Origin of the sequence: Pedobacter sp. SG908 (assembly GCF_011759615.1) — a bacterium.
Lineage (GTDB): Bacteria > Bacteroidota > Bacteroidia > Sphingobacteriales > Sphingobacteriaceae > Pedobacter > Pedobacter riviphilus.
Genome location: NZ_JAAOYY010000002.1, coordinates 326,913 through 341,496, shown reverse-complemented (window position 1 = coordinate 341,496; position 14,584 = coordinate 326,913). Strand labels below are relative to the sequence as shown.

Genomic DNA, 14,584 nt, shown 5'->3' with positions numbered 1-14,584 from the left:
AAGTCCCTCTATGAACTCTATATCTATATGGTCAATTTTAATTATATGTTTAATGGGCCATATAGGTATATAGGGCATATAGTTTTATGTGCTGGATTTATATAATTTTATCCTGCCCAACCCTCTCTATCCAGACTCCTGTAATTAATCGATTCTGCTAAATGTTCGAGTTCTATATTTTTACTGCCATCTAAATCTGCGATTGTTCTGGCCACTTTCAGAATTCTATCATACGCTCGGGCGGATAGGCCTAATCTTTCCATTGCTGATTTTAATAGGGTGGTTCCTGCCTCGCTGATTTGGCATACTTTCCGGACCATTTTCGGGCTCATTTGGGCATTGCAATGCAATTCTTCTCTATCTGCAAAACGTAGATCTTGAATTTCTCGCGCCTGAATTACGCGTGTCCTGATGTGGTTGCTTTTTTCTGCTTCTTGTGAAGAGGCAAGTTCAGTAAAATCAACAGGGGTAACTTCTACATGAAGATCAATCCGGTCTAAAAGTGGTCCAGATATTTTACTCAGGTATTTTTGAACCACACCCGGTGCACAAACACAATCTTTCTCCGGGTGATTATAAAAACCACATGGGCAGGGATTCATCGAGGCCACCAACATAAAGCTGGCGGGATATTCTACCGAAAACCTAGCCCTTGCAATGGCCACTTTACGGTCTTCTAAAGGTTGGCGCATTACCTCTAAAACAGTACGTTTAAACTCAGGTAGCTCATCTAAAAACAAAACGCCGTTATGCGCCAGCGATATTTCTCCGGGCTGCGGATTCATTCCGCCGCCTACCAGTGCTACATCGCTAATGGTATGATGTGGGGAGCGATACGGACGGCTCGTCATCAAAGCATCGCTCGCGGCGAGTTTTCCGGCAACAGAATGGATTTTGGTGGTTTCTAAGGCTTCATTTAAATTTAAGGGTGGTAAAATAGTGGGTAAGCGCTTGGCCAGCATGGTTTTGCCCGCCCCTGGCGGACCAATTAAAATAACGTTATGACCACCTGCTGCAGCAATTTCTAGGGCTCTTTTTATATTTTCTTGCCCTTTAACATCTGCAAAATCGTGTTCATAGTTATTGATATTTTTTAAGAATTCTTCTCTGGTATTCACTTTAACCTGTTCCAATGTTTCACTTTTATTGAAAAAAGCAGCTATCTGAGCCAGGTTTTCTACTCCATATGCAATTAAGTCGTTTACAATGGCTGCTTCGCGAACGTTTTGTTTGGGTAAGATAAATCCTTTAAAGCCGTCCTGCTGTGCTTGTATGGCAATTGGTAAAGCTCCTTTTATAGGCTGTATACTGCCATCTAAGGAAAGTTCGCCCATAATAAAATAATCTTCCAGTTCGTCAGTAGGAATTTGCCCTGAGGCTGCTAAAATGCCGATGGCAATCGGCAGATCGTATGAGGACCCTTCTTTTTTGATGTCGGCTGGTGCCAGGTTTACCACTATTTTCTGTTTAGGCATGCGAAACCCGGAAACATTAATGGCACTAGCCACTCTTTGCAAACTTTCTTTTACTGCATTATCAGGCAGGCCTACCATATAGTATTTGGTACCTGCGCTAATATTCACTTCGATGGTTATGGTTAGTGCATTTACACCATAAACAGCACTCCCGTATGTTTTTACAAGCATTTAGTTTAATTAAAATAAATTCGGATGTAAATTATTCGGGATGAATATTGATTCTAATATACAGATTGTTTAAACAAAGATCAAGTTTTAGTATCTATTAATGAGGTGATTTTACCTGCCTTTGTTAAATAAACTCATTGGATGAATGCCGATTTCTTCTATCGGCTTAGGGAAAGCAGGGCTGAAACCCCTATGAAATACCGACATTCATTTCCAAAACCAATAAAACAAAAAATCCCGACCATTACAGATCGGGATTTGTATTATTTAAAAGATGCTGAAACAAGTTCAGGATAATGTTTAGGTTAGGATCGGGATTTAAATTTTCAGGAGGAAATAAAGCCTTGCGCCCTAAACCCTCTACCCTAAACCTTTTAATTATCTTCCAAAAGGCATTTTAGGCATACCTTTCATCATGGCTGCTGCGGCTGCCGGGTTCGAAAACTGCTTCATCATTTTACGCATATCTTCAAACTGTTTAATGAGCTTGGTTACTTCTTCTACCTTGCTACCCGAACCTTTTGCAATACGTAAACGGCGGCTTTGCTGAATAGCATCCGGGTTTTCTTTCTCAAATGGTGTCATAGAATTGATGATTGCTTCGATTGATTTGAACGCATCATCCTGGATATCTACGTTCTTCATCATTTTACCAACACCTGGTATCATGCCCATCAGATCTTTCATGTTACCCATTTTCTTGATCTGCTGAATCTGGTTGTAGAAATCGTTAAAATCAAATTTGTTCTTGCGGATTTTCTTCTGAAGTTCTGCTGCCTCTTTCTCATCGAACTGCATTTGTGCACGTTCAACAAGCGAAACCACATCACCCATACCCAAAATACGCGATGCCATACGATCTGGATAGAAAACATCCAGCGCTTCCATCTTCTCGCCTGTACCGATAAATTTAATAGGCTTGTTTACTACCGATTTAATGGAAAGGGCGGCACCACCACGGGTATCGCCATCTAATTTGGTTAGCACAACGCCCGTAAAATCTAAACGATCGTTAAATACTTTAGCTGTATTTACTGCATCCTGACCAGTCATCGAATCCACAACGAATAAAATCTCGTGTGGTTGAGTTTTAGCCTTAACTTCAGATATTTCGTTCATTAAAGATTCGTCGATCGCTAAACGACCAGCGGTATCGATAATGATTACGTTATTTCCATTTTGTTTACCGTGTGCAATACCCTCTAAGGCAATACCAACAGGATCGTTTGATGCGCGGTTAGCATAAACTGAAACGCCAACCGAGGTTCCTAAAACCTCTAATTGATCTACAGCCGCTGGGCGGTACATGTCACCTGCTACCAACAGCGGTTTTTTGCCCTTACTTTTTAAATGTAACGCCAGTTTACCTGCAAAAGTAGTTTTACCCGCACCGTTTAAACCTGCAATTAAAATAATAGTAGGATTTGCCTTAGTATCTAACTCTGTAACTTCGCCACCCATTAAGGCTGCAAGTTCATCGTTCATTATTTTGGTAAGCAATTGACCTGGAGAAACGGCAGTAAGTACGTTTTGCCCCAAAGCTTTTTGCCTTACATCATCAGTAAATGCTTTTGCTGTTTTATAGTTAACATCGGCATCTAGTAATGCTTTGCGGATTTCTTTCATGGTTTCTGCCACGTTGATTTCCGTAATGCTGCCTTGTCCTTTTAGTACTTTAAATGCTCTGTCTAGCTTGTCCTGTAAATTATCAAACATCTTTTTTTAAGCTAAAGGCTTATTGCCTGAAGGCAATAAGCTACTTGTTTTTAATAAAAGGCAAATGTATCAAATTTTGCTTGTAAATCTTAGCAACTCAAAGTCAAAACTTTAGGAAGATGAGCATTAAATTTTTCGTTTGGTGCAACATTTTGGTTAAGCGGCGGTCTTATACCTAACTAACCTAAACGAATGAAACGCTGCATCCTTCTTTTTTTCATATTTATTTGTGCTTTTTGTTCTGCTCAGGATATCTCCAAGCAAAAACATCTTGAAGCTAAAAGAACCTCGTTAAGCCCCAAAATAGATGGTATTTTAGATGATGAATGCTGGAATAATGTTTCCATAGCGACTGATTTTATTCAGATCAGGCCAAATCCGGGAAAGGTAGAAACTCATGATCGGCGTACCGAAATGAAGCTACTTTATGATGATGTTGCGATATATGTTTACGCCCGAATGTACGATCACCCTGACAGTGTATCGCACGAGCTGGTTTCGAGGGATAATATTGGCAATGCCGATTTCATTTCGATTATTGTTGACCCATTTTACGATAAAATGAATGGAAACGGCTTTTTTGTTACGGCTGCGGGCGTTCAGTTTGATGCCAAATACTCGCAGGTTGGTGATGAAGATGCGAACTGGAACGCGGTATGGGAAAGTGCAGTTAAAATTGATGATAAAGGCTGGACCTGTGAAATGAAAATCCCTTATTCGGCCCTGCGTTTTTCCAGTAAGGAGGTCCAGAATTGGGGTTTGAATTTTAGCCGCAGGATACAACGGAGCAATACGCAGACATTTTGGAATTTTGTAGACCCTAAAGTAAATGGTTTTATCAACCAGGAAGGATTGTGGATGGGAATAAAAGATGTTAAACCTCCGTTACGATTATCCTTTTCACCCTATATTTCGGCCTATGTAAACCATTATCCTGCTAATTTGCCTGGGGTAAAAAATACAACATCACGTTTTAACGGTGGGATGGACGTTAAATATGGAATCAACAACAGCTTCACGTTGGATATGACTTTGGTGCCCGATTTTGGACAGGTTCAGTCTGATAACCGGATATTAAACCTTACTCCTTTTGAAGTGAAATTTAATGAAAACCGACAGTTTTTTACAGAAGGAACAGAGCTGTTTAATAAAGGCGACCTGTTTTATTCGAAACGGATCGGCTCTATACCAGCTTATTATAATTATAGGGAGGTAGGCAGCGATAAAATTGTAAAAGATCAAACTGAGGCCAAGGTGTTAAATGCCACGAAGATTTCCGGGCGAACGGCTAAAGGCCTTGGTATTGGCATTTTTAATGCAATTACCAATAGTATGGAAACCGAGGTAGAGGATGCTCAGGGCAACCTTCGGATGGTAGAAACACAACCACTTACCAATTATAATATTTTGGTTTTCGACCAGTCGTTAAAAAACAACAGTTCGGCTACGTTTATCAACACGAACGTGCTTAGGCAAGGTTCTGCTTACGATGCCAATGTGAGTGCCCTGCTTTTCAATTTAAACAATAAAGGCAATAAATATTTCGTAAACGGCGGAGGTAAAATGAGCTATTTACGGGGTGAAGAATCGAGTACGGGTTATAGCTACACTTTAAGGTTTGGTAAACAGAGCGGTAACTTTACCTGGAGTTACAATCAGGTATATGCTGATGATAAATTTGATCCATCAGATATGGGTTTCTTTACCAATAACAACTTTTTAGATCAGCGGATTGGTATTGGTTACAACGTATACAAGCCAAGCAAATGGTATAATCAATTTGAAAGTTGGTTTAATCTGAATTATTCCCGCAGGGCAATACCCAGTGCTTATCAAAAAACAAGTACAAATGCAGGATATTGGGTTCAATTTAAAAATCAATGGTCGGCAGAATTAGATTTAAGCTGGGAGAGAAAAAGTAATGACTTTTATGAAGCGCGAAACGGCCAGTTATACCGCGCACCAGAAAACTACGGCATTGGCCTGTATATAAACCCCAACCGCGCCAAAGCCTATAATTTTGGTGGAAATGTGCGGTATTTTGAACAGCAGCTTTTCGGAGGTAAGCAGTATAATTTTTACTTTTTTCAGAACCTGAGGTTAAATGACAAGATTGCCTTTGGTTTAGACCTGAATTTTAACCCCAATTACAATTACGTAAACTGGGTAACGGCACAGGGTAATCAGGCTATTTTTTCGAAATACGACCGCCGGACGGTAGAAAACTCATTTGATGCTAAATACACCTTTACCAATTTAATGGGGCTAACCATTGTTCTAAGGCATTATTGGAGTGATAGAAGAAATAAAGAATTTTACCTGCTTCAGCCTGATGGCCATTTAACAGCATATCAAGGAGCGCCGTTAACCGGGATGGATAGAAATTATAACGTATTTAATATTGATTTAATTTATACTTGGCAGTTTGCGCCCGGTAGCACCCTCTCGGTTTCGTACAAGGATGCAGCCGAAACTTATGATACCTTTTATACAGCGCGTTATAATAAAAACCTGAGCGGGATTTTAAACGCTCCGCAGAATAACAGCCTTTCGGTGAAGGTTTTGTATTATGTAGATTATCTAGACCTTAAGAAGAAAAGGAAAAAGAATTAAATTACGGGTTTGAGTAGTCATTTCCTGGCCTTGGGTTTAAAGCCAAGGCCAGGAAATGGAAAATATATGCTGAGACTAAGGACTAAAGACTTTGGATTCTAAACGCTCAGCTAAACTACCTTGCTTTTGCAGGGCTTATACCGAATTTTTTACTAAAAGCACTGCTGAAATGCTGTACCGAAGAATAGCCTAGTTCATCGGAAATATGCTTAATGTTTTTGGCGCTATCGGTTAAGAGTTCTTTAGCCCGCATCAGTTTATAATCGCTTAAATAACCAAAAACAGTGTTCTGAAAAACCTCTTTAAAACCTTGTTTTAATTTAAATTCGTTTATGCCTGCAACCTTTGCCAATTCGGTTAAACACGGGGGATGGCTGGCATTGGCTAACAAATATTCGCGTGCATAATAAATGCGGTCTTTATCGTATGCCGATTTAATGGTAGAGCTGTCGGTTTTTTTTGCTGCAAGTTCAAAAGCCTGGGCTTGCAATGCCAAAAGTTCGAGGCATTTAGATTGCAGGAACAAGAGCTTTAACCCACCGGTAAACTGGCAGTTCATAATATCATTTATACAACTGTGCATGGCTAAGCTAATGGGCAGGTTTTCTGATGAAAGCTCTACCGGGCGGTTGTTCATGATTTTTTCGGCAAAGTTTTTTAGCAAAGTGCTGCTTTCACTAGTTAAATCAACAAAACGGGCTCTTTCGAAATTTACCTCGAAAAATTTATGCGGGCCATTGGTAGGAAATTCTGCCATCCCATCAAAATCAGGACTATAAATAATATTGTGCTGATTGGCTTTAATATCCAGGCGTTTGTTGGTGAGGTAATTTTCCATAATGCCGCCCCCTGTAATTGAAAAATGAAGCTCAACCATATCGGGCTCATCAAAAGATTTAATGCGTAGGCGGCTCTTTTTCACTAGCATATCGCCGTAAACAATGTAAATACCTGAAAAAGCGATCTCCACAATCTCTGCATCGCCAAAGGGAAAGCTGTATTTGTCCCTTCTTTCGGTTACCAGTGCCTGGTTAAACTCGTTATCGGCGAATTTGTTACCAACAATATAGTATTTTTCGTCACCATCATAAATGTTTAAAGCCATAAAATCCTTTTGATATAAACTTTAATCCTTTTGGTATAAAAAGATGCGTTTGTTAGACCATTACTTTTGTTCAAAGTTACTAAACAAAAGAATACTATGCCAAAATTACCATCATGGCTGGCCAATACAATGGAAAAAGTGATCAGCAATAAAATATATCAAGTAGAAGTTGTAGAAACTAAAATGTTAAGCAGCAATTTAAAGTGCGTTACCTTTAAAGGAGATTTTTTTGATGCTGAATTTATTCCGGGAATGGAAGTGTTGTTTAGGGTTAATGCCAACGAGTACCGGCATTATACCCTATCTGCCTTTGATCAAATGAACGAAACCTGCGAGGTGATCTTTTATTTAAACAGACAAGGACCCGGGCACAGCCTTGCCGTGAACATTCAGAAGGGAGACATTTTAAAACTTATTCTAGACCGCGCGAGAATTAAATACAAGGAAGAATCTAACCAGCATTTCTTTTTTGGTGATGAAACCAGCCTGGGTTTGTACGAATCGCTTGGGAAAAAAGTAGTAGATGAGGATGTAGAATATTTTGGCATTTTGGAGCTACAGGAAGAAAACCTTTGCTCAGTTGAACAGTTAAAACTGTTGATTGATGCGGTACCTTCTGATGTGGATACTCCGGCCAAAAATGCCATCAACTGGATGGAAAATATGCATCCTATGTGCTGGGAAATGTGGCAAAATGCTACGTTTTACCTTACCGGAAGAGCGAAATCAGTACAGCAATTTAAACGTTACTTAAAGCAAAGAGGTGTAAGTTTTAGGCAGATTATTACCATGCCATACTGGGAAATGGGTAAAATTGGTGGGGCTTAGGTTGATGCTATCTGGGGAAGGTAAAGCCAAAACCCAGCGCTAAAGTTTGGTTTGCCTGTATTTTATTGGTGCCGGTATCTTTATCGAACAGTAGTACACCAGTTAAACTGGTGTTCATAAAGCGATTGATTTTTGCCGTTAATGCAACATCTAAGCGATGATCAATATTGCTCATTTTAAAATCCTGATAAGGAATGAACATCTGATAACGTGCTTTAAGATTTGTATTGGTAAATATATCCTTATCAAATGCACTTACTATTTGAAAAGCCAGTTCGTTACGTACTTTTTTGCCATACTCTACCCCAAAAACAGTAGCTTTTGGTGGTTTGGTATTATCAACCGGATCAAGAAAAAGCTTTTCATCCAAAACAAAAGTCTGGCGTGCAGTACCTGTACCTATACGGGTAGAAAAATATTTAACAGGTTTATACTCGAAACCGATAGATTCTGTTAAATAACCTGGACCCATAAATTTTGAAATCAGCGTAGCGGTTTCTTGGCCGTTTGTGACACTGTAAGAATAACCGTTATCGAACTGGGATTCAAAACTTAACGACCCGAAGAAGAACCAGCTTTTAGAAAGTTGGAAAGAAGCTTTATTATCCCAAAAAATACGGTCGTTGGTTTTCTTTTGCAGCTGATCTTTATTTTTGATTTTACCATATTGCAAAACAAGTTCGCTTACATAGCTATAGCTGTCTTTGTTATATTCTGCCTTCCAGTTTAATAGCCCTCCAACAGCCACAGAGTTGGTACCGCCACCTTTCCAGTTGTTACTGAATTGGGCCTGGTTAATATTGATGCCGATATTGGTTCTTGTTTTCCAGTAATTAATCTTAGCGTTTACCACCAAAGGCTTAATTTTTACAGGCTCAAAGTTTAATGGTCCCTGCCTGCTTGGCAACGGACTACGCTTTAACTTTATATTCAGGTCTTTTGTATTGATCGGAATAGTATCAATTTCCTGTGCATATAATTTTGTAGAGCAGAAACTTAGAATCAGAATTATGGCAGCTAAACAGTTCTTCATTATCTACAAAGAAAAAGAAAAATTTTAGAGATAAAAAGCATTTAACAAAATGATTACCAGAACGGCAATTGAAGCTAAAGTGAAAGCGGCAGTTTCACATCTTTTTGATCCAACCATACCAATTGCCATTTTTTAGGTAATTTAAGTCGGTTTCATAATCGTAAGCCTCTTTCTCAAAAATAATGTTCCGGTAGGCCAGATCGTGTTTTTTGTATCTGATCAGGTTGATCAGATAGTTAAGCAGGTATAGGGTATAAAATGGGAATACAAGTAATTCTAGCTGTTGGCGCAGATGGATTTTCTCGTGATTAATAATCTCCGGATCGTTTTTAAGCTTTGCCGATTTTAGCAGGATAAACGGAAAGATTGCCATACCCGCTGCCGGAAGTTTTTTAACGATCAGTATGGGCGCTTTCACAACTTATCGATCGTTATTTTAGGCAATGCAGGTAATTGTAAGGCTTTGGGATTTAGCCTGTAGCTTTTATAGGCATTCCTGATAAAAAGATTAAATGCATAATCTGTTGCATCTAGTACAAATTGATAAGTGGGCCGATATTGCTGCATAAAATCTGTCAGTTCAGCATCTTTTATACCTAATACCTGACTAACCAGGCTGGCATTGAAACGATAATCAATCAACTCTTCCCGATAATCTTTTTCGAGGATTTTTTGAAGATGACGGGCATTTCTACCTTGTTTGCTTAATAGGTTATAAATGGCATCGATACCTAAACCAACACCACCGTTGCCTAAATTCAATAAATCTTTACTACTTCCTTTCATGGTTTGGTAACGATATTCCTGAACATTTTTTTCGTATTGCTGCTGTGGGCTTAATTTTTTTTGCTGAATAACAACATCACGCAGTCTGATGCCTAGTGATCTGAGCTGAAAGTATGCGGCTGTTTGTCCTTTAAAAACAATAGTATCTACACCGTAGCCTGATAAAGCTGCAACCAAGGTATCGCCCGGTAGTGCAAAGGTGCTAAATTCGCCTTTCGTATTGTTGTATAAACCATCACCTGTACGGATGTTATAAATATAAACCTTGGCCAAACGCTGTTTGGTTTCTTTATCAATAACAATTCCCTGCACAGGTTTATTTTGTGCGTGAAGCAACGTAGCGAAGCCCAAAGCAAATATTAAGGGAATAAAAAACTTCATTAAGCTACAAAACTACAAATATCTGGCAGGCTATGTTTGTACTTAACATTATTTAACCTTAAGTATCTGACCGAGCTTAATAGCATCCGTACTCATTTCATTCAGCATTTTTAACTGATCGACTGTTAAATTAAAGCGTTTTGCAATATTATAGAGCGTATCTCCTTTAACAACGGTATAAGTACCATCGGCAAGAATGGGTTTAGCCCCTGCTGGTGGAGTTTCAACTGGTGTAAATTTAGCTTTTTCCTGAGGGATATTCTGGTTGATTTCTGAAAACACGCGATCTTCGCGGGCAATCTTCTGTTTTTCGTTTTCCGATTGATCGTATTGGTAAAGCTGGTATTTTTCAATGGTGTTGATTAACAGATCAGGATATTTTGGATTGGTTGCATAACCTGCTGTTTTTAACCCCTGCGCCCAACTTTTGTAATCGTTTTTATCTAACTGAAAAAGAAAACTATAACGTTTGCGTTTTAAAAATTCAGAGTGATCCCTGAAAGATTCGCGGGCATCTTTATACACCCTAAAACAGTCGTTTTTCTGGTCATCATCCCGGAAATAGTTTTTCCCTTTCCAATCCGATGTACACTTAATCCCAAAGTGGTTGTTCGCGTATTTAGCCAGATCACTATTTCCACTGCCCGATTCTAAAATTCCCTGCGCCAGGGTAATACTTGCGGGGATGCCATTTGCATTCATTTCCTCTACCGCCACACCCTTAAACTCATCAATATAACTTAAAGTATTATAGCTTTTGTACGAATTGTTATTGGCTTTGTTGGCTGCCTTTTCGATCTGTTTGTTGTTTTTAGAAAATTTCCGCGTACCGCAAGAGCTAAAAAAGATGAGTATTGCTGCTATAAAGATGTAATGGTTATATGAACGCATATGGGGTTAATTGTTTAAATCGGTTAACGGGTTAATTGTGAAACTGAATAAAGCTAATTGTTGGATTCGACTTCGGACTCATGACTCAAAACCGTAATTTTTGTCCTGGTTTTAAGTTTGCCTTTTTAATGCCGTTTTTCTGCATGAGGGACTTCACGGTTGTGCCTTTCTTTTTGGCAATTATACTCAGGTTATCGCCAGATTTTACGGTATAACTTTTTGTTGTTCTTCTGTTTTTTGCTCGGTGGCTAACAGGTGCTGCATACACGGGCTCTTCATATCCCTCTGGCCGCTCATCGTATTGATAGAGTTCGTATTTTTTAATTAAGCCAATTACCTGGCTGGCCCAGCTTCTACTTCTGGCGTAGCCACAGCGGCGGATTCCATAAGCCCAGCCTTTGTAATCGTATTGATCATATTTTTCAAAAAGATTATTAAAAGGCTCTCGGGTTTCCATAATCTCTACAAAATGGCTGTAAGATTCATCCGCATTTAAATAATCGCGGTAAGATGACCGTATTTCCGCATTGTTGTTCGGGCCTTTTACTCCAAAGTGATTATTAAGGTGTTGTGCTATTTTACTGCTTCCGGCAGCCGATTCATGTATGGCAACAGCTAAAATAACACTGGCCGGAATTTTATGATCGTGCATTAAGCCCTGCGCATATTCTACATGCTCGGCAATATATTCTTCTGTGTCTTGTGCCTTCGCAATAATTGCTGTTAAAAGGAGCAGACAAAAAGTAAAAATTTTATTCATTTCTTTTTTGGTTAATAGACTATGGTATAATGGTTGATCACTTTGGCTTATAAGCCATCATCATTTCTTCCTGATCACAAACAAACCATCCCGAACAGGTAATATCAATTTCTCAACCCGTTCATCTGCAGCTATTTTATCATTAAAACTAGTAATATTTCTGGTGTCTTTATCCTGTTTCTCCTGAAGTACTTTTCCACTCCATAGTACATTATCAACAATAATAATCCCGCCTGGGCGAACGCGATCAAAAATAAGATCGTAATAGGTGCCGTTGTTTTTCTTATCGGCATCGATAAAAACAATATCGAAAACTTCATCTAAACCCGCTACTGTAGTGGTAGCATCGCCAAGGATATAGTTGATCTGGTGGTTAAATGCAGATTGGGCAAAGTTATGGCGAACCATATCTTCCAATTCTTCATTAATATCTAGCGTATACAATATACCATCTTTCGTTAATCCTTCAGCAAGGCATAAAGTGGCATAACCGGTAAAAGTGCCGATTTCTAAAATCCTTCTAGGGGAGATCATTTTGCTGAGCATGCTCAAAACCCGGCCCTGATAGTGGCCAGATAGCATACGGGGCATTAAAACTTTAAGGTTAGTTTCGCGATCTATCTGTTGAAGCAGTTCGCTTTCAGGTTCGCAGTAGGCAATTAATAAATCTTGTAAATCGTCGTTTATCAGGCTCATTTGTTGGTTATAAACGGTTACTTTCCATAAAATATTGTAAAATGATGGTTGCGGCAATGGTATCAACCCTATCTTTATCCCTTCTGTCCATTTTTTTTAAGCCACTCTGCATAATGGCCTGATGGGCAAGCTTAGAGGTAAAACGCTCATCAACCCAGTGCCTTGGGATATCAGGGAATGATTTTTTTAACAGTGTAGCAAAACCTTTTACATGTTGTGCGGATTCGGATGGAGATCCATCCATCTGTTTAGGATCGCCGAGTACAAAAGCCTCCACCTGCTCGGTAAGCATATACTTTTTAACATACTCGATCACATTTTTCGGATGCACGGTGTCCAGCCCTGTTGCAATAATCTGCAAAGGATCAGTTACCGCAATGCCGATGCGTTTGGTTCCATAATCAAATGCGAGGATACGTGCCATAAAAATAATTAAGCGTAGGGTGTTTGGCGCAAAGCTTTTAGTCCCGTTTAAAAAATAAAAGCCAAAGGTAAGGTTTTTGAAATAATCAATAAACCAAGATTAATGTTGTGGCAACGCGTATGTTGTTTATGGTAAAAGTTGATGGTTTCATTTTTTGGAAAGCAAAGCCTGTAGTACTTGGGTATATACGGTCCTGCTGTAGGATGCCCGCTCTCCCATCAGGTTTAGTTGATTCAGGCCTGTACGGTTTGGGTGAAGTTGGTGAGCATATTATATCTGGATATTCTGGTTTTAAAGGTTTATTTCCGAAGAATTACTGATTTAGTTAAATAAACCTGATAGAACGAAAAGCCCACAGCGAAGCGAGGACTTGAAGAGATAGCAGGGCTTTCGGAACCGAAACGCTCAAGACCTTGCTTTTCAAAATAATATTGACCAAATAAGCTACAGAAGTCATGAGCTTTATTTAACATTTAACACTAAAAAATGTGTTTCAAAAGTAAGATCGTAATGACGAATGTGTGAATCTCATATCTATTTCTTATTTTGCACCAAATGCAGTTTAAAGAAATCATCGGACAGGAAAGAGTGAAGCAACAATTGGTGCAAACGGTTAAAGAAAACCGCATTAGCCATGCGCAACTATTTTTGTCGCCTGCTGGTTCTGGCGCTGTACCGCTGGCTATTGCCTATGCACAATACATCAATTGCCTCAATAAAGGCGAAAATGATAGTTGTGGCGAATGTTCGAGCTGTAGAAAATACGAACGTTTAATTCATCCCGACCTGCATTTCTCCTATCCTTTTTTTGCCTCGGCAAGTGTAAAAACGGCCGTTGATGTATTGGAAGAATGGCGGGGCATGTTAATGCACGATCCTTATTTCGATATGGATATCTGGCGCTCTAAACTCGATGCTGCCAATAAACAGGCTAACATTAACATTGCCGAATGCCACGATATTATTAAGAAGCTAAGTTATAAGGCTTTTGAGGCCGAAACCAAGGTTTTGATTATGTGGTTGCCCGAATATTTGGATAAAGCCGGAAATGCTTTGCTGAAATTAATTGAAGAACCGCCTGCAAATACTTTGTTTATTTTAATCGCCCAAAGTCAGGATCAGATTTTAACTACCATTTTATCCAGAACGCAAATTGTGAAAATCCCAAAACTTTCGTCGGAAGAGGTAACAGGATATTTATTAAATGCGAGTGGATTAAGCGAGCATCAGGCTATTGATTATTCATTTTTAGCTGATGGAAATTTAATTGAAGCAAAAGCACTGGCAGCAGATACGCAAAGCGATAGTTCTGGTACGTTTACGGCCTGGCTGAGGATGGGGTTTGGCAATAAAGTGCCCGACCTGATCGATTTTACCGATGAAGCAGCCAAGTGGGGAAGAGAAAACCAGAAGAATTTTTTAAAATATGGCGTAAATTATTTACGCGAATGCTGTTTAATTTTGAGCGGAGCCGAAGAGTTGGTGAAATTACCCCCCCTAACCTTCGAAACGGCCAAAAAACTCAGCACACATGTACTTACCTTGCCCATGGCAGAGGCCATAATTGGCGAACTGGAAAAGGCACATTACCACATTGAAAGAAACGCAAACCCGAAAATTCTGTTTTTAGATGTATCTTTACAATTGGTAAAAATTATCAAGTTTAAAACGCTCCCTGCGGGGACTCAATATATATACAATTAAT

General features: G+C 39.3%; 13 protein-coding genes. 3 read left to right on the top strand and 10 right to left on the bottom strand.

The genetic code is table 11. From position 1 onward, the window contains the following. Positions 1-107 precede the first annotated feature (107 nt). On the bottom strand, positions 108-1,646 hold the full coding sequence (locus FHT21_RS16400; protein ID WP_167295853.1) for a YifB family Mg chelatase-like AAA ATPase: 1,539 nt from the start codon (positions 1,644-1,646) through the stop codon (positions 108-110). A 378-nt stretch (positions 1,647-2,024) separates the two neighbouring features. Further along, positions 2,025-3,362: a signal recognition particle protein gene (ffh, locus tag FHT21_RS16395; RefSeq protein WP_167295852.1), complete on the bottom strand. Its 1,338-nt coding sequence runs from the start codon at positions 3,360-3,362 to the stop codon at positions 2,025-2,027. 192 nt (positions 3,363-3,554) lie between these two features. Between ffh and FHT21_RS16390 the strand changes: the two genes are divergently transcribed. Beyond that, on the top strand, positions 3,555-5,975 hold the full coding sequence (locus tag FHT21_RS16390) for a DUF5916 domain-containing protein (protein ID WP_167295851.1): 2,421 nt from the start codon (positions 3,555-3,557) through the stop codon (positions 5,973-5,975). A 115-nt stretch (positions 5,976-6,090) separates the two neighbouring features. Here FHT21_RS16390 and FHT21_RS16385 read toward each other — a convergent pair whose 3' ends face one another. Further along, entirely contained in the window at positions 6,091-7,080 is a 990-nt protein-coding gene (locus FHT21_RS16385; RefSeq protein WP_167295850.1) for an AraC family transcriptional regulator, read from the bottom strand. A gap of 96 nt (positions 7,081-7,176) precedes the next feature. Between FHT21_RS16385 and FHT21_RS16380 the strand changes: the two genes are divergently transcribed. Beyond that, on the top strand, positions 7,177-7,908 hold the full coding sequence (locus FHT21_RS16380; protein ID WP_167295849.1) for a hypothetical protein: 732 nt from the start codon (positions 7,177-7,179) through the stop codon (positions 7,906-7,908). A 7-nt stretch (positions 7,909-7,915) separates the two neighbouring features. Here the strand turns inward: FHT21_RS16380 and FHT21_RS16375 are convergent, their stop codons facing one another. The 7 genes from FHT21_RS16375 to ruvX all read right to left on the bottom strand — a co-directional run bounded on the left by FHT21_RS16375 (position 7,916) and on the right by ruvX (position 12,879). After that, the gene (locus FHT21_RS16375; RefSeq protein ID WP_167295848.1) at positions 7,916-8,941 is read right to left on the bottom strand and encodes a DUF3078 domain-containing protein; all 1,026 of its coding nucleotides are present in this window, start codon (positions 8,939-8,941) and stop codon (positions 7,916-7,918) included. Positions 8,942-9,035: 94 nt separating this feature from the next. Further along, positions 9,036-9,359, bottom strand: a complete 324-nt coding sequence (locus FHT21_RS16370; protein ID WP_223833452.1) for a hypothetical protein — start codon at positions 9,357-9,359, stop codon at positions 9,036-9,038. Next, positions 9,356-10,108 carry a hypothetical protein gene (locus tag FHT21_RS16365; RefSeq protein WP_167295847.1) on the bottom strand — a complete coding sequence of 251 codons (753 nt, stop codon included), beginning with the start codon at positions 10,106-10,108 and terminating at the stop codon, positions 9,356-9,358. Before FHT21_RS16365 ends, FHT21_RS16370 begins: the two co-directional genes overlap by 4 nt. Before the next feature lie 48 nt (positions 10,109-10,156). After that, positions 10,157-10,999, bottom strand: coding sequence for a glucosaminidase domain-containing protein (locus FHT21_RS16360; protein WP_167295846.1), 843 nt, complete (start codon positions 10,997-10,999; stop codon positions 10,157-10,159). An 85-nt stretch (positions 11,000-11,084) separates the two neighbouring features. Beyond that, positions 11,085-11,759, bottom strand: coding sequence for a glucosaminidase domain-containing protein (locus FHT21_RS16355; protein WP_167295845.1), 675 nt, complete (start codon positions 11,757-11,759; stop codon positions 11,085-11,087). Between the two features lie 60 nt (positions 11,760-11,819). Beyond that, entirely contained in the window at positions 11,820-12,455 is a 636-nt protein-coding gene (locus FHT21_RS16350; RefSeq protein WP_167295844.1) for an O-methyltransferase, read from the bottom strand. Between the two features lie 7 nt (positions 12,456-12,462). Then, positions 12,463-12,879: a Holliday junction resolvase RuvX gene (ruvX, locus tag FHT21_RS16345; protein WP_167295843.1), complete on the bottom strand. Its 417-nt coding sequence runs from the start codon at positions 12,877-12,879 to the stop codon at positions 12,463-12,465. 555 nt (positions 12,880-13,434) lie between these two features. Between ruvX and FHT21_RS16340 the strand changes: the two genes are divergently transcribed. Continuing rightward, complete coding sequence (locus FHT21_RS16340) at positions 13,435-14,583, top strand: hypothetical protein (RefSeq protein WP_167295842.1); 1,149 nt, start codon at positions 13,435-13,437, stop codon at positions 14,581-14,583. The last annotated feature ends 1 nt before the right edge of the window (position 14,584 follow it).

What these genes read in the sequence shown, in the direction of transcription:
- FHT21_RS16355 (WP_167295845.1), bottom strand. Translation starts at nt 11,759, where the DNA reads ATGAATAAAATTTTTACTTTTTGTCTGCTCCTTTTAACAGCAATTATT.
- FHT21_RS16385 (WP_167295850.1), bottom strand. Translation starts at nt 7,080, where the DNA reads ATGGCTTTAAACATTTATGATGGTGACGAAAAATACTATATTGTTGGT.
- ruvX (WP_167295843.1), bottom strand. Translation starts at nt 12,879, where the DNA reads ATGGCACGTATCCTCGCATTTGATTATGGAACCAAACGCATCGGCATT.
- ffh (WP_167295852.1), bottom strand. Translation starts at nt 3,362, where the DNA reads ATGTTTGATAATTTACAGGACAAGCTAGACAGAGCATTTAAAGTACTA.
- FHT21_RS16380 (WP_167295849.1), top strand. Translation starts at nt 7,177, where the DNA reads ATGCCAAAATTACCATCATGGCTGGCCAATACAATGGAAAAAGTGATC.
- FHT21_RS16375 (WP_167295848.1), bottom strand. Translation starts at nt 8,941, where the DNA reads ATGAAGAACTGTTTAGCTGCCATAATTCTGATTCTAAGTTTCTGCTCT.
- FHT21_RS16350 (WP_167295844.1), bottom strand. Translation starts at nt 12,455, where the DNA reads ATGAGCCTGATAAACGACGATTTACAAGATTTATTAATTGCCTACTGC.
- FHT21_RS16360 (WP_167295846.1), bottom strand. Translation starts at nt 10,999, where the DNA reads ATGCGTTCATATAACCATTACATCTTTATAGCAGCAATACTCATCTTT.
- FHT21_RS16400 (WP_167295853.1), bottom strand. Translation starts at nt 1,646, where the DNA reads ATGCTTGTAAAAACATACGGGAGTGCTGTTTATGGTGTAAATGCACTA.
- FHT21_RS16365 (WP_167295847.1), bottom strand. Translation starts at nt 10,108, where the DNA reads ATGAAGTTTTTTATTCCCTTAATATTTGCTTTGGGCTTCGCTACGTTG.
- FHT21_RS16390 (WP_167295851.1), top strand. Translation starts at nt 3,555, where the DNA reads ATGAAACGCTGCATCCTTCTTTTTTTCATATTTATTTGTGCTTTTTGT.
- FHT21_RS16340 (WP_167295842.1), top strand. Translation starts at nt 13,435, where the DNA reads ATGCAGTTTAAAGAAATCATCGGACAGGAAAGAGTGAAGCAACAATTG.